The organism is Chryseobacterium sp. HNCC26DJ239, from assembly GCF_057180445.1.
In genome coordinates, this window is record NZ_JBXUGJ010000008.1 from 21,829 (window position 1) to 41,584 (window position 19,756).

Genomic DNA, 19,756 nt, shown 5'->3' on the forward strand with positions numbered 1-19,756 from the left:
GAAAAATTATAGTCGAGTTTTTTAGTTTTATAATTATGTCATCTGATTAATTCCTCATCCAAGAATAGCCAAAAACAACGTAATATCCCCATTGATCAGGTCCTCTTGCAACATCTAAACCCATTTGAAGGCCAAATTTGCGAGCGAGTAAGTAACGAAATCCTGTTCCTGCATTCCAAACGAGCTCAGTATTTTCAGAACCTTTTTTATCTTCAAAAGCTTTTCCTGCGCCGGTAAAAAGAACAACACTCCAACGTCTGTAGAAATTCCAACGCTCCTCCGTTTCAATTTCTATAGTTTGCATTCCTTGATATCGCATTGATGGTGTTCCTCTTAATTGAATATAGGGTTTGTAGTAAAAAGGAACTTCTTTTGTCGCAAACTGACCCAAAACTCGTACAGCTCCAAACCATTTCTTGCCAAGAGGATGCATGTACATCCAAAATGCAGAACCTGCTTGATAATTGAAATCTCCGCCCAAATAATTTCCATAAAAATTAAAATGAGTATTGATGCGGGTTCCTTTTGTTGGTGACAAAGTATTATCTAAATTATCAAACTGAAAAACCACACCCGCTCCAGAATTGGTTCCGTCTAAAAATTTGGGTTGCAAAGATTCTGGTAACTCCACAGGTAAGTTTACATTTGAAAATTCAACCTTATTTTTTCGATATAAAAAAGAAGCTCCTACATAAAAAGGCGACTTGTTAATCCTGTATGTACCTTCCAGATAAACCGGAATTTGCTTCATATTAAGTTCGATCTCTTTTCCTTTTAAAATACTTTCGTTGGGATAATAATTCATAAAAACATCGGCATATCCTGCGAAAATTTTGTATCGTAGATTTCCTTTTAAAGCATTACTCATTCTTCCCACACCATAAAACTGAGATTTATTAGATGTCCAACCTGCGGCTGCAACGTTTAAAGTTGGTGGCACATAAACGGATTCGCCATCACGATTGGTCATTTCATATTTAGATTTTTCTATAAATATGGGTGCAATAGCACCACCAAAGCCAACTGCAGGTTCTGTAATGGGAGAAATTACAGGCACAAAACCATGAGAATTCATTAAAAAATCACTTAAATCTACAGCACCATCCAATGAATCTTTCAATGAAACCTTGTTTTTTTTCTGTGCATAAGTTGATTGTGTAAAGAGGCAAAAGAGAATAAGCAAAAAGCAATTTTTACAGATTTTCATGGTAATAGTTTTTAATGATTTTTAAAGTCTGCATTTAGTCTTATTCATTACTCTCTAAGTTATGAAAAAAAACAATAAAAAGAACATTTTTTTTATTTTATTAATTGATTTTCTTACTATTAGCCTTTGATTGGCTTTTACTAAAACGAAATAAATCTGAAGTCTTCTTATTATTTATTGTGAACAAATAATATTTATCGCGATAATATCAGGACGTTTTCCTTACTTTTTATTAAAAAAATCTCTATAAAGAGATTTTTTCCTATATTTAAAGTTCTAAACCAAACATTAATATAACCATGAAAGCTCATTTAAAACTGCAGTATATTTTCTATTTCAAATTTTTCGAGATTCAATAATAAGTTATTTAGCATTATAAATCTTTTACCAAGAAACCTAAAGACTAAGCTATGAAGAAACAGCTTTCATTTTTCTTTTTATTAGGATCGTGCACTTTTTTATTCTCACAGACAATTTCAGGAAAAATAGAAGATGAATCAAGGTATCCAATACAAGAAGTTAATATTTTAAATAAAACAACGGGAGCACATACCCATTCTAATGAAAAAGGAGATTTTCTTTTAGAAAACTGCAAAGAAGGAGATATCTTGCAAATTTCTTTTAATGGATATCAAACAGAATTGTTTGAAGTGAAAAGTATCTCTGAACATCCTTTAATTGTTCTATATAAAAAAACTACAGACATCCACGAAGTGCAAATTCCTTTAAAAATTGATGCTTTGCATATTATTACAGATATTGATATCCAAACCAACCCTGTAAATTCTTCGCAAGATATTTTGCGAAAAATTCCTGGTCTTTTTATTGGTCAACACGCAGGTGGAGGAAAAGCCGAACAAATATTTTTAAGAGGTTTTGATATTGATCATGGTACAGATATAAGCGTAACAGTAGATGGTTTGCCGGTAAATATGGTGTCTCACGCACACGGGCAAGGTTATGCAGATTTACATTTTGTAATTCCTGAAACAATCGATAAAATAGATTTTGGGAAAGGCCCATATTACGAGAATAAAGGTAATTTTACCACTGCTGGATACGTAAACTTTTTAACTAAAAATGAACTGCAGAACAGTTCTATAAAATTAGAAGCAGGGCAATTTAACACGTATCGCTTTTTAGGCATGTTTAATATTTTGAACCAAAATAATCAAGACGCTTATATTGCCACAGAATTTCTATCTACAGATGGTTTTTTTGTTAGTCCGCAAAACTTTAACAGAATCAATATCTTCGGGAAATATAACGGAGCCGTTAATGATAAAAATAAAATTGGGGTTACCGTGTCTTACTTCGACAGTAAATGGGATGCTTCAGGACAAATTCCGCAAAGAGCTGTGGATAGTGGCCTTATTACCCGTTTTGGAGCTATTGATGATAAAGAAGGCGGAAGTACTTCCCGTAAAAATATATTGTTTACTTACGACAAGATTATTACCGAAAACTCTATTATAAAAAATAAAATCTTTTTAAATGAATATAATTTTGAACTCTATTCAAATTTCACATTTTTCTTAGAAGATCCTATAAATGGAGATCAAATTAAACAAAAAGAAAACCGCTTAATTTATGGTTTCAATTCTGAGTACAACAAAGCTTTTTCTGATGAAAAGATAAAAGGAAATTGGCAGGCAGGAATCAGTTTACGAAATGATCAAATCAATGACAATGAGCTTTCTCATACCTTAAACAGAACTACAGTTTTACATTCTATAAAATTGGGAGACATTAATGAAACCAATCTTGCAGCTTATGCTGGAACCGATATTACAATCAATAAATGGACATTTAATCCTTCAGTTCGTTTAGATTATTTTGATTTTCAATACAATGATAAACTTTCTGACACTTACAAAACTCAAGAAGAAAACAAAGCTACTGTAAGTCCAAAACTGAATATTCTCTACACACCTCTATCTAAAATTCAGTTGTATTTAAAAATGGGTAAAGGTTTTCATTCTAATGACACCAGAGTTGTGGTTGAGCAAAAAGGGCACGAAATTCTACCCGCGGCTTACGGATTTGATGCTGGTTTTATCTGGAAACCTACCCCTAAAATGTTATTCAATTTTGCATATTGGTATCTTTACCTTAAACAAGAATTTGTATACGTGGGAGATGAAGGTATTGTAGAGCCCAGCGGAAAAACCCGTCGACAAGGTTTTGATTTAAGCTACCGATACCAACCTTTTTCTTGGATGTACTGGAATGTTGATGCCAATTACACGCACGCAAGATCTATTGAAGCGCCTAAAGGACAAAACTACATTCCTTTAGCACCGGATTTTACTTTCGTAAGTGGTTTAAATTTTATTTTTAAATCTGGTCTTTATGGAGGTCTCAATCTCCGGCATTTAGGTAATCGCCCTGCAAACGAAGATTATTCAATTACAGCAAAAGGATACACCGTTGCAGATTTTAATATTGGCTATCGATGGAAAAGTATAACTTTAGGCATACAGGTTCAAAATCTTTTCAACACAGTTTGGAACGAGACACAATTTGCTACAGAATCACGATTACAAAACGAACCCAATTCGATAGAAGAAATACATTTTACTCCAGGAACTCCGTTTTTTTTAAAGGGTATGATTCAATATAATTTTTAGTTTATATAAGATTAAAATCATCTAAATTTTAGACAAAAAAAAAGTTCACCCAATGTAAAAAATAACTTTTTTCAATAAATACATCATTAATTTAATGAAGCTTGGGAATCCGAACAATACAGTTCTTTCACACAACGAAAAGTAAGATTGATTCGCTCCTTCATCGGCTGTTTTGATTTGGCAATTCTATGTTCCCAATGTTCCTGCAAATCGCCTTTCATAATTAAGAGCGAACCATGAGGAAGCGGTAAACTGTATTTTTTTTGATGATTATCGAGGTTTCTAAAATCGAATTTCCTGGTTTGTCCAAGGCTAATAGAAGCTATTACAGGACGGCTTCCATATTGTCTATCTTTGTCTCGATGCCATGCAACAGAATCATTTTCGTCCCGATAAAGATTCAACAAAACAGAATTAAATTCATATCCGAACTGCTCTTCTATTTTAGCTTTTACGGAAAGCAATTGTGGGGTCCAGTTGTTTACTTCAAACTCGCTTCCACCCAGTTTGTATGCTTTTTTTTCGTCTCCGTACCAAGCCGTTAATCGAGGAGTTAAGACAGATTTGGAATACATTTTTTGGTCTTTCTGCTTCCAGGGAGTTGCACATAAAAGTAAGTGTTGAAGTTGGTTTGCTTCTTCAATGGTAAGAAAATTTTCTCGATATTCTAGGAGATTTTCTGGAAATTCGTAGTACTCTCCTGTTTCAAATAAACTCAGTTGCTTCATGATTAAAAAAACATTAACGGGATTGGGAAACTTTAGAACTCAATACTTGAATTTCTCGCTTCATATCCATCATCATTTCCTTTAATTCTTGAGTTTCATTAGAAAAATTGGGTTTATATTCTTGAGGTAAAATTCCTTGTTTATACCTCCACACTTCAACAATATCTTCCAACGGAATTTCATAGGGCTCATAAAAAGAATTATCTGCCGCTACTGTAATGGCCGTTTCATTTTGCATTACAAAGGTTTTAAAAGTTCTTCCATTAGATGTAATAAAAATATATTCTTTTCCTTTTTTTAAATCGGCAAGAGCTTCTACATACTCGCCAATAACGCAAGTTCCGTCGGTAAAAGGCGGCATAGAATCTCCTTCTGCCATAAAGCCACGATATTTTCCGTTTTGCAAAAAAGGGAGAACCATTCTTGGAAGACTTTCTATATATTCAGGGTCGCTGTATCCGTTCAAGTATCCCATAGAAGTCTTTTGTGTAACCACTTCTATGAAATTATTTCCGTCATTATCTACTACCACAGGAAGTACGGTTCTGTTTTCTGGAAGTTTCAGAATATCGGCTATAGAATACTTTCTAATATCTACTTTTAAAAGCAAATCTATACTTACATGAAAAAAATTACAGATATTAATTAAAATCTCAAACGGAGGTTCAGAACGCCCATCTTCATATTTAGAATAGCGCACTCTGCTCAAAGAAATTTTATCCGCAAACTCTTGTTGCGTAATGTTTTTCTTCGTTCTTAAAAATTTAATATTATCTGAAAATATAGACATGATACAATTTGTATCAGCAAATATAATAAAAATGATACAAAAAGTATCACAAGTAAAAGTATTTTCCTCCTTTTTTTAGTTTTCCACCAAAAAAAAGTTTACCGAATAATTATATCCGATAAACTTAAATTATTGATAAACAGATAAGTAAAACTCTATACGAGTAAAAAAATCTAAATAAATTTATTGTAAGAGATCACTGATTTTAAAATACTAATAACGCTCATACAAACCACAACAACTCCCACTACAAAAAACATTTTTTTAGAAGGTAATTTAGATGTGAGCATTGCAGAAAATGGCGCTGTGATAACTCCTCCCAAAAGCAATCCTAAAACAATATTCCAATGGTGAATTCCGATGGTGAAAATAAAAGTAACTGCACTGGTAATGGTTAATAAAAACTTTGCAACTGTAGAACTACCAACCACAAATCTTGGTGTACGTCCTTCTTTTATTAAAGTTCCCGTTACGAGTGGACCCCATCCTCCACCTGCAAAAGAATCAATAAAACCACCTGTAAATCCTAAGATTTTCAAATTCGTTTTTGGTTTTTTGTCTATAAAATTCTCTCTTTTTTCTCTAAAAGAATTCTTCAAAATATTTAATCCAAGATATAAAGTATAACACGCGATAATGGGTTTTATTATATGTGCATAATGCTCTCCGTAGTGCGAAAGAGCTAAAGCTCCCACAACCGAACCCACTATTGCTAAAGGAAATAATGCAAAAACCAATTTTCTGTTCACATTTCCAAGTTTGTAATGACTGAAGCTTCCTGCTGCTGTGGTAAAAGATTCTGCAGAATGAATACTTGCACTAATTACGGGTGGCGGTACATTCAGCAAAAGTAAAATAGTGGTGCATATTACACCATACCCCATTCCCATGGATCCTGCTACAATTTCTGCCAAAAAACCAGCCAACAACATCCAATAAAAAATATAATTGTCTTTATTTAAAAATTGTTGAATGTCTGCTGAAAGATGAAACTCGTGAATGAGGATTCCAAGAATTCCAAATAAGATAAAAAAACCAATAATTCCCAGGTAAATATTAGCTCTTTTTTGTACAGATTGTGTTATTTTCAGTAGATTTTCTATTTCTGGGTTGGGTGAAACATTAATATGAGAATCTTTATGCAAATATTCCGTCGTTAAACGATTTAGCTCTTTTACTTTATAATTAAAATCTCCTTTTAATTGATTTCGGATTTCCTGCATATTCTCTAAAAGTTGATCGATTTCTTCAGGAATAGTTTCCGTTAAAATTTCACGAACTCTTTTAGCAACCGTTGGAGATGTTCCGTTGGTAGAAATTGCGATTTTCAAATTACCTTTTCGTACAATAGAACCTAAGTAAAAATCACATAAATCAGGTTTATCGGCAACATTTACCAGCAAATTAAATTCATGCGCCTCGGCTCGAATTTGTGAAGATAATTGAATACTATTTACAGCAACAATAACCAATTCTGTATTCTCGAAATCTTCTTTTTCATAAGCTCTTTCATCAAGCTTAAGATTGGGAAACTTTTCTGTAAGCAACTTAATTTCAGGAATAATTTCCTTTGCTACCAATCGTATCGATGTTTGTGGGGAATTGGCGAGAACAGATTCTAGTTTTTCAAGAGCCACTTTTCCTCCGCCAATAATTAATAACGACAGTTTTTCGAGCTGTAAAAATACAGGATACAAAGTATTTGTCATTTTTATTAAAGTTTTAAATCGTAAGTGAATGATAAATAATATAAACCTCCAATTTCCGGACCTGCAGCATATTGAAAATAACGACGATTAAGCAAGTTGGTTGCTCCTGCTTTTACCTGAGCATTAATTTCCGGAATTCTCCATGTAGCCTGTAAATCTAGGGTGTAATATGAAGGAACCTTTCCTGTTGCTAAAGGACTTTCCCATAAAAATTGATCTTGCCATCTTGCAACAACCGTGAAACCAATATTTTTAATAATTTCTCTATTTCCAACGCTTACATTTACAATCCATTTTGGAGTATTAAATCCTGTGATAAAAATATCTGCTGTATTTGAACTCATTAAATTGTTGTAAGAAAAATTGGCATTCACATTATAATTCTTTACAATATTGTATCGAATTCCCAAAGATGAGCCGTAGCTTTTATACGCTTTATTACTATTGGTGTACACTCTATAGCGATCTTGTTGTGAACGGTCTAACATAGCAAGAGCAGCTTGATCTGTACCAACACTTACATTTTTCGGAACCGAAACTTCTACCTGCCCTAAAAATCCTTCATAAATATTGTAATAAAAATCCCAATCTAAGGCAAGCTTGTTATTAAGAAAGATCGATTTGTAACCAATTTCAAAAGAATTAATTTTCTCCGGTTGTAACTTTTGTAAATTAGCAACTACCAAAAGATTTTTGTTATTTAAAGCCGCCTGATTTTGGCTTAAACCTCCGTCTACAGAAGCATTTACACCAGCAGTGAAAGCATCAATCGAAGTTAAGGTATAAGAATTTTCTAAATATCCTAAACCTTCATTTACCTTTGCTAAGCCACCTACTCTTCTTACATTTCCGTTGTTTACGAACGAAAGAGCTTCAAATAATGATGGAAAACGATATCCGTTTTGAAAAGATGCACGAAAATTATGCTGTTTTACAGGAGAATAAACAATGCTAAACCTTGGGTTGAATTTTGCTTCAAACTCTGGATTTTTATCAAATCTAAAAGCAATATTAAGCTTTAGCTTTTCATCAAAAAATAGTTTTGTAAACTGAGTGAAAATTCCGTATTTCTGATAGATCACATCGTTTCCGAAGCTCCCATCATTTAAAGGTATATTTCGTTCTGCAACAGGTCTTTCAAAATCTACAAAATTATTTCCATCGGGAATAATACTGTATAAACGGTAATCAACACCAGCCAAAAGACTGAAAACTTTTACAATTCTACTAAAATCATACGTAAGCTCTCCTTGATAAAAACGTGATTTTTGTTGTAATTTTGCACCTCCAGTTGAAGGAGCTCCCGCAACACCTCCATTTGCAGAGTCCCAATTATTAATGCCTATTATTGTATTTTTTAATTGTTCAAATGCCAAAGTTCCGGGAACTACTCTATTTTTGTCGGCTTCCTGTCTTGCAAGAATAAAAGCTTCATTTAGATTTACACCTGCATTAAGACTATTTTGAAGAGAATTTTGAAAAAGATTTCTCCAATTTGCATTCGAAAGATTTGTGAGATCGAGATTATCTGCTAATGGTTTTAAATTGTAAGAATCTCCAGTATCTTCTATAGAAACGTAGGCTCTTAACGTAAGTTCTTTCCCTGTAAGTTCTACTTTATGATTTTGAACCGTTGCATTCTGAAGACGAATTTTATTTCCTCTTTGGAAAGTACCGTCCAATAATCCGTAACGGTACACGTAAGAACTTCTCCATTGATCTCCAAATTTGTAATATAAACCAGCATCAAATTTAATATTCTTTACTTCAGGATCTACTAAATCCTTTTCGTAATAACCAGTTCGTGAAACATTGAAAGTAGTTGGTTTTCCGTTATAATTTACTTTTACGGCAACTCGGTTGTTTCTTTCATCACCATATTTATTCCATAAATCTTCAGCAGGATTATTGGAAAGCGCAAAACCAGGATTGGCAGTTAACAACGAATTAGGATTTTGATCTGTCTGATTATCTGAAATCCAATCTACACCTTTAAAATAGGATGCATTAATCTTTACAGCCCAATTTTCATTAAAAGCTTTCGCAAAACGTACTGCACTTTCTCCTAAAGGCGAAATTTGATGTCGCAAATTATCTACATGATTTACCCCTCCTCGAAAATAAACACTCAAACCTTGCGAAGTAAAAGGATCTTTGGTTTGAAGGCTTGCCAAACCATTAATGGCATTCATTCCGTAAAGTGCAGAACCCGCACCAGGAGTAACTTCCATTGATTGAATGTCTAACTCCGTAGGTCCGATTGCATTTCCTAAAGGAACTCCCAGTGTTGCCGACTGTACATCTACTCCATCTACCAACTGCATAAATCTAAAATTATTCGGAGAATTAAAACCTCTAGAATTGGGTACTTTAAGGGTAAGACTGGATGTTAAAAGCTGTAATCCTTTTACATTTTCTAAAGTTTCATAAAATGATGAAGCAGGACTTTCTCGAATTGTTTTAATATCAATTCTTTCAATGGCAATGGGCGATTTTAAAACTTTTTCAGGAACTTTCGATGCAGAAATAACAACCTCATTAATAATTGTATTTTGCGGATTAAGTTCAACAGCAATTTTATTGGAAAGCGAAAGAACTTCAATAGTTTGATTTGTGAAACCTTGCTTGTTGATGCTTATTCTAAAAGGAATCTGAACTCTTGTCCGAATGACAAAGTTTCCTTCATCATCTGAAAAAGCAGAATCCTGGGTGTTTTCTACTGTTATTTTTACACCCGGAACAGCTTTACGAGTATCAATATGATGTACTGTACCACTCAGCTCTATAAGTTGTTGCGCAGGTAAAAAAGAGAAAAATAAAAAGGTGAAAAATAGTAAAGGTAATTTTGTAAATAATTTATTTTGAATGTGGGTTTTCATTGAATAACATTTTTTAGGTTAATGAGAATCTGATGTGCTGTTTATTTCTAAACAGCACATACACATTCGTTTTCCTAAAATTTGTAGATGTAATTGCCTTATATTAATCTGTTGAAACAGAATTGTTTTCATATATATATTATTCTAAAGTTTGTAAATAACGATAAGAAAAATCTCCAAAAGTCTCCTCTGATTTTCTGTCTTTTACATAAATTTTGAAAAGCTCATCTAAGGTTTCCAGAATTTCGTTTTCACCGATATTTTCTTTGTATTTTGTATTGAGACGAAGTCCTAAGCGATCGCCACCGATGTGCAGATTGTATTTTCCGTAGGCTGTTCCTACAAAACCAATTTCTGCATTTGGAGATCTTCCGCAACCGTTCGGACAACCCGTCATTCTTATCGTAATATCGTCTTCAAGCAAACCATATTTCTCCAAAATAGGCTCTATTTTCGTGACCAAAGAAGGCAAATATCGTTGTGCTTCTGCCAAAGCAAGCGAACACGTATTTAAAGCAACACAAGCCACTGAATTTTTTCTTAGAGCACTTGCGCTGTTGGTGGCTTCAGAAATTCCGAATTCTTGCAGAAGTCTTTCAATTTCAGCTTTATCTTCTTCTTTAATATCTGAAAGAATTAAATTTTGATTGCTCGTAAATCTGAAATTAACTTTTCCCGTCTCAGCAATTTTCAACAAACCGGATTTTAAAGGATAGTTTTCGATATCTAAAACTCTTCCGTGCTCTACAAAAAGCGTGTAAAACCAATTTCCTTCATGATTTTTAACCCAACCATAACGGTCTTTTCTTTGAGTAAATTTGAATTCTCTTGCAGGTTCAAAATTGAAACCCGTACGTTTTTCGACTTCGGTTCTGTATCCTTCAATCCCTAATTTATCGATGGTGTATTTTAGCCTAGATAATTTTCTGTCGGATCTGTTTCCAAAATCGCGTTGTACGGTTATAATTTCGTAAACGGCTTTCAAGGCTTTCTCTTCAGAATCTACAAAACCTAAAACAGACGCAAGACGAGCGTAAGTTGAAGCATTTCCGTTTGTTGCACCCAAACCGCCACCTGCAGCAATATTGTAACCTACAATTTTATCTTCTTCAACAATCGCAATTAAAGCAATATCGTTAATGAAAACATCAACATCGTTATTGGGTGGAATTGCAATTCCAATCTTCAGTTTTCGAGGTAAATATCGGTCTTGGTATAAAGGATCTTCCTCTGCTTTTCTGTCGATCAACAACTCATCATCAATCCAAATATCATAGTAAGATTTGGTTTTTGGAAGACACATTTCGCTGATTTTTCCAGCCAAATCATGCACTTCCTGATGAACAGGAGATTCTGATGGATTTGAAGTACAAGTCACATTTCTATTAACGTCTCCACAAGCTGCGATAGAATCTAAATGTTGCAGATTAAACTGTTGAATGGTCGGTCTTAAATGTGACTTCAAAATCCCATGAAGCTGTACCGTTTGTCTTGTCGTAATTTTTATCGTTCCTGTGGAATGATCTTCAGCAATTTGGTTTAAACCTACCCATTGTTGCGGTGTTAAAAATCCTCCTGGAAGTCGCAGTCTAATCATGTAAGAATAGAGCCACTCTAGTTTTTTAGCCACACGTTCTTCCCTTCTGTCTCTGTCGTCTTGCTGATACATTCCGTGGAATTTGATAAGCGTTTGATCGTCTTCACGAATGGCACCTGTAAATTCATCCTCAAGACTTTGCTTCAGCGTTCCTCGAAGTCCATTACTTTCGGTTTTTATCCTTTCTACCGGAGAAAGATTTTCTTTATGATTCATGTTGTTGTTTTAGATTTTAAGTCGGTTACAATTAATAAACATCTTTGGCGTATCTTCCGCTCAGTTCAATTTCTTCGAGGTAATTTTGCGCTTCTTCCCTATTTTTGTTTCCTTGTTCCTGAATGATATCCAAAAGGGTTTCTTCCACATCTTTACTCATCGGATCCTTCGTTCCACACACATAAAGTGAAGCTCCTGCTTCAAGCCATTGAAACACTTCCTGCCCTTTTTTCTGAAGTTTATTCTGAACATAAATTTTCTGATCGGTATCTCTTGAAAATGCGGTATCTAGATTCGTCAACGTTCCTGTTTTCAGAAAATCCTGAATTTCTGCTTGATACAAAAAGTCTGAAGTAAAATTCCTGTCACCAAAGAACAGCCAATTTCTACCTGAACCTCCAACCGCATCTCTTTCCCATAAAAATGAACGGAATGGCGCAATACCTGTTCCCGGACCAATCATAATGATGTCTTTTTCAGGATCTGGAAGTTTAAAATGTTTCGCTTCTTGAATGTAAAATTCAAGTTCTTCCTCTTCTTTAAATTCACTTAAAAATCCGCTGCACAAACCGTTTTGTTTTTTATGGTCGATTAAAAACTCAGTTTTTGCCACCGTAATGTGTATTTCTGAATCTCCATGCGCTTCCGGCGACGAAGAAATTGAATACAATCGAGGCGATTGAAACGTAAGAATTTTAATAATTTCTTCAAATTGCTCCGCATTTTTTACGGGGTAAATTTTAATTAAATCAAGAAGACTTAATCGTACTTCCGGAATTTGATTTCCAGTAATTTCCGCATAATGAGCGACTGTTGTTTTTAGAAGAAAGCTGATGTTGAGGTGCTTTTTCAAAAGCTCTTCTGCTGTTGCGGTAAGTTTTGAAGTTTCTATCTGTTTTTCAGGATCAATCCCTGTAATTTGAATGATTTCTTCCACCACATCACTTGGATTTAATGGTAAAACACCTAAAGCATCTCCTGGTTTGTAAGATATAGGTTCTTCGGCTTCAATCTCTATGTGATAGGTTTCTTTTTCCGAAGTAATATCGTTCAGATTGATAATGGTTGAAACTTTTCCAATGTATTTTTTTCTTCCTGAATTTACTTTTGCAACTGAAATATTCACTTGATTATTAACCGAAGTTTTAGACAAAACATTATAAATATGCTCTATCCATTGCTGAGCTTCAGTTTCATAATCAACATCGCACTTTTTCAGAGGCAAAACTCTTTCTGCCCCTAAGATTTCAAAACGCGCATCTACATCTTCTCCGGTTTTGCAAAACAGAGGATAACTGCTGTCTCCCAATGCCAAAACGCCATATTTTAATTGAGTAAGTTGCAATTCATTTTCATGAATATAATCGTAGAATTTTTTAGCTAAAATTGGAGGTTCACCTTCACCTTGAGTACTTATAATAACGAAGAAAAACTCTTCTTTAGCCAAATCTTTAGGCTTATATTGTGAAAGATCAGCAAGTTTTACTTTTACGCCTTTCTTTTTAATAATTCCTGCAAGTTCTGTTGCCAGTTTTTTGCTATTTCCTGTTTCGGTTCCGTAGGCTAAAGTGATTTTATGATTTATATTTCCTTGATTGGAAAGTGCTGTAATTGCACTTTCGGAAGGTGTTTTCAATAAACCAGCAAGATAACCGCTCGTCCAAATAATTTCTTCTTTAGAAAAATTTTCTGTGATTTGGTTTAAAATATTTAATTGATTTTCAGACAGCATATTGGAAAAAATTTTGTGTTTTAGGGATTAAACTTCCGTTGGTAACCGATTTAAAGTAAAGTCCTTCAAATTCTGAGTTTTCTTGCCAAAAGAATTCTTCATGCAACGACACCACTTTGCCAATCACAACCAAAGATGGTGACGCAAATTCTTTGTCGCCAAATTTTGTTTCGAATTCTTTAAAAGATGAGGTGTACACCTTTTGGAATGGCGTTGTTGCTTGTTCGATGATGGCAATTTTCTTTTCACCTGAAACGTTCAGCTCGATAAACTTTTCTACTAATTTTGATAAATTTCCTTTAGACATATAGAAAACGATGGTATCGTTGGTAACAGCCAATTCTTGCCAATATTTTTCATCTAAAATTTCAGATTTATAATAGGTGAGAAATCTTACAGAAGTGGCATGATTTCTAGCCGTTAAAGGCATTCCAGCGTATGCAGCAGCTCCTAAAGCAGCGGTAATTCCCGGGATAATTTCGTAAGGAATTTTGTTTTGCTTTAAACTTTGAAGTTCATCCAAAATATTAGAGAAAATAGAGACATCACCACCTTTCAATCTTGCCACAGTTTTATTTTGCAAAGCATATTCAACCATCATTTCATTAATCATCGATTGAGGTGTAGAAGCATTTTTGCTGCATTCTTTCCCTACATAGACTATTTCAGAATTTTTGTTGGCATATTGCTCCAGAATTTCTGGGCTCACCAATCTGTCAGACAAGATTACATCTGCTTTTGCAATGGCTTTTATGGCTTTTAAAGTGATAAGATCAGGGTCGCCGGGTCCTGCACCAATAAGGTAAACCTTTGGTGAATTGATATTCGTTTTCATTTTTGTAACGGTTTTTTGAGGTTAGAACAAACCTTCTACAGACAGGTATCTTTCACCTGTATCGTAATTAATGGTAAGGATTTTTGAACCCGCAGGAAGTTCAGGAAGTTTTTGAGCAACGGCAGCCAAAGCAGCTCCTGTAGAAATTCCTACAAAAAGTCCTTCTTTTTTACCTGCATCAATGGCAAATTTAAAAGCATGATCTTTCCCAATTTTAACCACTTCATCTAATAAATTGGTATCTAAAATAGAAGGAATAAAACCAGCGCCCAAACCTTGTAAAGGATGCGGACCAGCTTCGCCTCCGCTTAAAACAGGTGATAATTCTGGTTCAACAGCGATAACTTTAAGATTCGGAAATTTTTGCTTTAAAACTTTAGAAATTCCTGTAATGTGACCACCAGTTCCAACCCCTGTAATGAGGTAATCTAAACCTTCAGGAAAATCGTTGATGATTTCTTGGGCAGTCGTTTCTTCATGAACTTTTACGTTGGCTGGATTATCAAACTGTCTCGGAATCCAAGAATTCTTGATTTCTTCAGATAATTCGCTAGCTTTTGCGATTGCTCCTTTCATTCCTTTTTCTCTTGGTGTAAGAACGAATTCTGCGCCATAAGCTTGCATTATTTTTCTGCGCTCGACACTCATGCTTTCAGGCATTACTAAAATCAATTTGTAGCCTTTTACTGCGGCAACAAGTGCTAAACCGATACCCGTATTTCCGCTAGTTGGTTCAATAATTACGGTGTCTTTATTTAGCAAACCTTTACTTTCTGCATCTTCAATCATGGCTAAAGCAATTCTGTCTTTTATGCTTCCTCCGGGATTGCTTTTTTCGAGTTTTATCCAAACTTCATGGTCTGAATCGAAAAGAGTATTAATTTTTACGATCGGGGTGTTCCCTATCGTTTCTAGTGCGTTTTGGAATTTCATATCTGTTGATTTTTATATTAAATTTTATTTTTATCATATTACAAAATTTAAGGATTCAGGTAAATTGCTGTTATCCTTTATTTTAATTTCACTTTTGTGATACACAAGAGAATACGGCGGCACATTTTGGGTAATCCAAACATTTCCACCAATGACGCTTTCTCTTCCAATCGTTGTATTTCCGCCTAAAATGGTGGCTCCCGAATAAATAATCACGTGATCTTCGATATTCGGATGCCTTTTTTGTTTGGCATTTTGTTTAGAAACATTCAAAGCTCCTAAAGTAACGCCTTGATAAATTTTCACATGATTTCCGATGATGGAAGTCTCACCAATTACAATTCCGGTTCCGTGATCGATGAAGAAATAATCACCAATTTCAGCTCCGGGATGAATGTCGATTCCGGTTTTAGAATGAGCGTATTCAGAAAGAACTCTAGGCAGAATTTTAATTCCTTGTTTCCAAAGTTGATGCGAAATACGGTAAACATAAGTCGCAAAATAACCTGGATACGACAACAAAATCTCTTCTAAAGATTCGGTTGCAGGATCGAATTCTAAAATTGCTTCTGCATCCAAATTCAGTTTTTCATACAACTCAGGCAAAGCATTAAAGAATAATTTTACATTTTTTTCTGTACTTTTTTGATCTTGAGAAATATTTAAAAGAACATCAGAAAGCAACTGTTGAAGTGCCTTAAAATCTTGCTCTAATTGCTTTTGAGTATCAATTGAAACGGGAAGAAAAACGATTCTGTAAAGCTCTTCCACAAAGTGTTCTGCAGCTTTTTTATCAAAAAATTCTAAAGAATTATTTTTCTTTTTTTGAAAGACTTTTTTAATAAAGTCATCAAACTGATTTTGCATGATTTACTGTATTATACATGCCGCAACGGTTGAATTGGAGTTTTCGTCTACCAAAATTGCCGATCCTGTTTTTTTATTGGTGATAAAACTATCATAAACAAGAGGTTGAGCGGTTTTTAGAGTCACTTTTACAATCTCGTTCAGTTTTACTCCTTCTTCGGCGTTTTCTTTTTCAAGCGTGTTGACATTAATTTTATATTCTATGGTTTTAATGACAGATTTTATTAATTTGCTATGATGCTGAAGCAAATATTTATTGCCTGGTTGCAATGATTTCTGATCCAGCCAACACAGCAGTACTTCGACCTCTTTTTCTACATTCGGAATTTGGTCTTCCGTTACAAAAAAATCTCCTCTGCTAATGTCTATATCGTCTTTTACATGTAGAACGACCGGCTGTCCTTCAAAGGCTATATCGCTTTCTATTCCGTTGATTTCTATTTTCGAAATTTCAGTTGAAATTCCTGCGGGAAGAATATGAATAGCTTCACCTTTCTTAAATTCTCCGCTTAAAATTTTCCCTGCATAACCTCTGTAATCATGCAATTCTTCGGTTTGCGGACGAATAACATATTGCACCTGAAAACGATTTCCGCTTCCTAAATCTTCATCAAATTCTACATTTTCGAGATATTCTAAAAGTGTATTTCCTTGGTACCAATCTGTTCTTGAGGAAAGTGAAACGATATTATCCCCTTTTAAAGCCGAAATCGGAAAATAGGTAACATCATGTAAGCCTAAATTTTCTGCAATTTTTGCATATTCTTGCTTAATGTTTTCATAAATTTCTTCAGAATAATCTACCATATCCATTTTATTGATCGCAACTACTACTTTCTTCAATTTAAGAAGCGACGCAATGATGGAATGTCTTCTGGTTTGCTCGATAACGCCTTTTCTTGCGTCTAAAAGAATAATCATTAAATCTGAATTTGAAGCACCTGTAATCATATTTCTCGTATATTGAACATGACCTGGAGCATCTGCAATGATAAACTTTCTTTTCGGCGTTGAAAAATATCTGTACGCCACATCAATGGTGATTCCCTGCTCTCTTTCGGCACGTAAACCGTCGGTTAAAAGAGCTAAATCTACTCCATCTTCGTTTTTATTTTTAGAATGTTTTTCTAAAACTTCCAACTGGTCTTGAAGAATGCTTTTACTGTCGTACAACAATCTTCCGATAAGCGTACTTTTCCCGTCGTCTACACTTCCTGCAGTTATAAATCTTAAAATATCCATGTGTTGTTTTGTTATGAGTAATAATTAATAGGTAGTGAGTAATTTACCAGTCTATTAATCTTTTTTGTTGCTTTGTTTTAAAAATATTTTTAAAATAAATTTTCAGAAAAATGGCATTACTGATTACCAATTTCTCATTACTTATTTAAAAATAGCCTCCCTTTTTTCGGTCTTCCATTGCGGCTTCGGTTACTCTGTCGTCAATTCTGGTTTCGCCTCTTTCGGAAATTCTGGTTGCGATAATTTCGTTAATAACTTCTTCTACCGTATTGGCTTCTGAAGTTACTGCGGCAGTACAAGTCATGTCTCCAACTGTTCTGTAACGTACTTTTTTGGTTGTAATCACATCGTCATCTTCTAGTGCAACGTATAAAGAATTGGCGATCCACTGCCCATTCAAATCTATCACCTCTCTTTCGTGCGAAAAATAAATGGATGGAAGCTGTATTTTTTCTCGTTGGATGTAATTCCAGATGTCTAATTCTGTCCAGTTACTGATTGGGAATACACGTACGTTTTCACCTTTGTGAATTTTTCCGTTGAAAATATCCCATAATTCAGGACGTTGAAGTTTAGGATCCCATTGCCCGAACTCATCTCGTACAGAAAACACTCTTTCTTTGGCTCTGGCTTTTTCTTCGTCTCTACGAGCGCCGCCAATACAGGCATCAAATTCAAACTCTTCAATGGTGTCTAATAATGTGAAAGTCTGCAACCAGTTTCTACTGGGAAATTTACCTTTCGGTTCTGCTAAATTTTTAATTTTAATGGTGTCTTCCACTTTTCGAACGGCTAAATTAACGTCCAATTTTTTCACCAATTGATCTCTAAAATCAAGCACTTCAGAGAAATTATGACCGGTATCAATATGAACAAACGTAAAAGGAATTTTCCCATATCTAAAAGCTTTTGCTGCTAAATGCGCCAAAACAATACTGTCTTTTCCGCCACTGAATAATAACGCAGGTCTTTCAAACTGTCCTGCAACTTCTCGTAATATGTAAATAGATTCTGATTCTAATTGATCTAAATAATTTAATCTTGACATTTTCTCTGTTTTTTATTGATGAATATGCAACCCACACTCCTTTTTATTGGCATCTTCCCACCACCATCGTCCCGCTCTCATATCTTCTCCTTCCTGTATGGCTCTTGTACAAGGAGCGCATCCAATACTTGCAAAACCTTGCTTATGAAGGTAGTTGTAAGGCAATTGATTTTTTTTCACATATTCAATCACTTCTTCTGTAGACCAGTGAAGAATAGGGTGAAACTTGATGATTTGATGCGCTTCATCCCATTCTAACTGAGGAATATTTTGTCGGTTTAAAGAATGCTCTGCCCGTAAACCTGTGATCCAAATTTTATATCCTTTAAGTGCTTTTTTTAAAGGATGTACTTTTCTAATCGTACAACATTGCTTTCTGTTTTCTACAGACTGGTAGAAAGAATCTGGACCTTTTTCTGAAACAAAATTCTGAAGTTCTACCGCATCTGGATAATATGCTTTAATTTCTTTTTTGAAGAATGCTTTGGTTGTAGCCCAAGTTTCATAGGTTTGCTCAAACAATCTTCCGGTATCGATGGTAAAAATGGTGGTATCCAGATCTTTTAAAAGATGAGTAATTACTTGATCTTCGTAGCTAAAACTTGTTGAAAAAATTGTTTCTCCAGAAAACCTTGTAACCAATTCAGATAAGAAATGGTCTTTTTCATTGGTTTCCGACCACTCTTTTATCAAATTTTCAAATTCTAACTTCAGGCTGTTTTCCATATATTTTACATTTTGATGGTGCAAATATAAAACTTATTTCTATATCTCCTATCAATTTAGTAGAATTTAATTCAAAAAAAATATAGATTTACTTTAAAAACGATGTTAAAGTAGCTTCCATCATGCTTTTTCTGGTTTTTTCTCGAACGTTAATTAATTCATTTCTAAGATAGCAAGAAGCTTCGTCTACACAATCATCGCAAGATTCGTAGAAATTTAAAGAAACACAAGGAGTAAGTGCAATTGGGCCATCGAAAATACGATAAAGGTCTGCTAAAGAAACTTCGTCGGGAGATTTCAAAAGGTAATAACCACCCACACTTCCCTGTTTGCTGTTTACTAATTTTGCTCTTTTAAGTTCAAGAAGAATTTGCTCCAAAAATTTTTTCGGAATATTTTCATCCTGAGCAATAATAGAAGTAGAAAGAAACCCTTTATTGTAGTTTCTTGCCAATCTTACCATTGCTTTTAAAGCATATTTACAACGTTTCGACATCATAATCCTTGCAATTTATAATAATTTATTTGATTCTGAAAATTCATCCGCGAAAAGAATTTTTTCTGAAACGTAACTATTATATTTTTTGCTGAATAATTTTTTACAATTCAGCTATAAT

Annotated in this window: 15 protein-coding genes; 1 reads left to right on the top strand and 14 read right to left on the bottom strand. The window is 34.3% G+C overall.

Features of this window, described 5'->3' with window-relative positions; all coding sequences use genetic code 11:
- Window positions 1-46: 46 nt before the first annotated feature.
- Window positions 47-1,120, bottom strand: coding sequence for a hypothetical protein (locus AC2A1D_RS16345; protein WP_484044650.1), 1,074 nt, complete (start codon window positions 1,118-1,120; stop codon window positions 47-49).
- Window positions 1,121-1,617: 497 nt separating this feature from the next.
- On the opposite strand from AC2A1D_RS16345, the gene AC2A1D_RS16350 reads away from it, so the two are divergent.
- Window positions 1,618-3,837: a TonB-dependent receptor gene (locus AC2A1D_RS16350; protein WP_484044651.1), complete on the top strand. Its 2,220-nt coding sequence runs from the start codon at window positions 1,618-1,620 to the stop codon at window positions 3,835-3,837.
- Window positions 3,838-3,923: 86 nt separating this feature from the next.
- Here the strand turns inward: AC2A1D_RS16350 and AC2A1D_RS16355 are convergent, their stop codons facing one another.
- The 13 genes from AC2A1D_RS16355 to AC2A1D_RS16415 all read right to left on the bottom strand — a co-directional run bounded on the left by AC2A1D_RS16355 (window position 3,924) and on the right by AC2A1D_RS16415 (window position 19,638).
- Window positions 3,924-4,565, bottom strand: a complete 642-nt coding sequence (locus tag AC2A1D_RS16355; RefSeq protein WP_484044652.1) for an alpha-ketoglutarate-dependent dioxygenase AlkB family protein — start codon at window positions 4,563-4,565, stop codon at window positions 3,924-3,926.
- A 13-nt stretch (window positions 4,566-4,578) separates the two neighbouring features.
- A complete protein-coding gene (locus tag AC2A1D_RS16360) occupies window positions 4,579-5,355 on the bottom strand; it encodes an XRE family transcriptional regulator (protein ID WP_484044653.1) in 777 nt (258 codons plus the stop codon).
- Window positions 5,356-5,528: 173 nt separating this feature from the next.
- Complete coding sequence (locus tag AC2A1D_RS16365; protein WP_484044654.1) at window positions 5,529-7,064, bottom strand: TSUP family transporter; 1,536 nt, start codon at window positions 7,062-7,064, stop codon at window positions 5,529-5,531.
- A gap of 5 nt (window positions 7,065-7,069) precedes the next feature.
- Window positions 7,070-9,943 (bottom strand): TonB-dependent receptor, encoded by a 2,874-nt coding sequence (locus tag AC2A1D_RS16370; protein WP_484044655.1) that lies wholly within the window; start codon window positions 9,941-9,943, stop codon window positions 7,070-7,072.
- A 139-nt stretch (window positions 9,944-10,082) separates the two neighbouring features.
- Window positions 10,083-11,756: an assimilatory sulfite reductase (NADPH) hemoprotein subunit gene (cysI, locus tag AC2A1D_RS16375; protein WP_484044656.1), complete on the bottom strand. Its 1,674-nt coding sequence runs from the start codon at window positions 11,754-11,756 to the stop codon at window positions 10,083-10,085.
- A gap of 31 nt (window positions 11,757-11,787) precedes the next feature.
- Window positions 11,788-13,488: a diflavin oxidoreductase gene (locus tag AC2A1D_RS16380; protein ID WP_484044657.1), complete on the bottom strand. Its 1,701-nt coding sequence runs from the start codon at window positions 13,486-13,488 to the stop codon at window positions 11,788-11,790.
- The gene (gene cobA / locus AC2A1D_RS16385) at window positions 13,478-14,323 is read right to left on the bottom strand and encodes a uroporphyrinogen-III C-methyltransferase (protein ID WP_484044658.1); all 846 of its coding nucleotides are present in this window, start codon (window positions 14,321-14,323) and stop codon (window positions 13,478-13,480) included. Before cobA ends, AC2A1D_RS16380 begins: the two co-directional genes overlap by 11 nt.
- 21 nt (window positions 14,324-14,344) lie before the next feature.
- Window positions 14,345-15,256, bottom strand: a complete 912-nt coding sequence (cysK, locus tag AC2A1D_RS16390) for a cysteine synthase A (protein ID WP_484044659.1) — start codon at window positions 15,254-15,256, stop codon at window positions 14,345-14,347.
- Window positions 15,257-15,289: 33 nt separating this feature from the next.
- Window positions 15,290-16,123 carry a serine O-acetyltransferase EpsC gene (epsC, locus tag AC2A1D_RS16395; RefSeq protein WP_484044660.1) on the bottom strand — a complete coding sequence of 278 codons (834 nt, stop codon included), beginning with the start codon at window positions 16,121-16,123 and terminating at the stop codon, window positions 15,290-15,292.
- A gap of 3 nt (window positions 16,124-16,126) precedes the next feature.
- The gene (locus tag AC2A1D_RS16400; protein ID WP_484044661.1) at window positions 16,127-17,365 is read right to left on the bottom strand and encodes a sulfate adenylyltransferase subunit 1; all 1,239 of its coding nucleotides are present in this window, start codon (window positions 17,363-17,365) and stop codon (window positions 16,127-16,129) included.
- Between the two features lie 145 nt (window positions 17,366-17,510).
- A complete protein-coding gene (gene cysD / locus AC2A1D_RS16405) occupies window positions 17,511-18,413 on the bottom strand; it encodes a sulfate adenylyltransferase subunit CysD (RefSeq protein WP_484044662.1) in 903 nt (300 codons plus the stop codon).
- Window positions 18,414-18,425: 12 nt separating this feature from the next.
- Window positions 18,426-19,139 carry a phosphoadenylyl-sulfate reductase gene (locus AC2A1D_RS16410; RefSeq protein WP_484044663.1) on the bottom strand — a complete coding sequence of 238 codons (714 nt, stop codon included), beginning with the start codon at window positions 19,137-19,139 and terminating at the stop codon, window positions 18,426-18,428.
- An 88-nt stretch (window positions 19,140-19,227) separates the two neighbouring features.
- A complete protein-coding gene (locus AC2A1D_RS16415) occupies window positions 19,228-19,638 on the bottom strand; it encodes an RrF2 family transcriptional regulator (RefSeq protein WP_484044664.1) in 411 nt (136 codons plus the stop codon).
- Window positions 19,639-19,756: the final 118 nt, after the last annotated feature.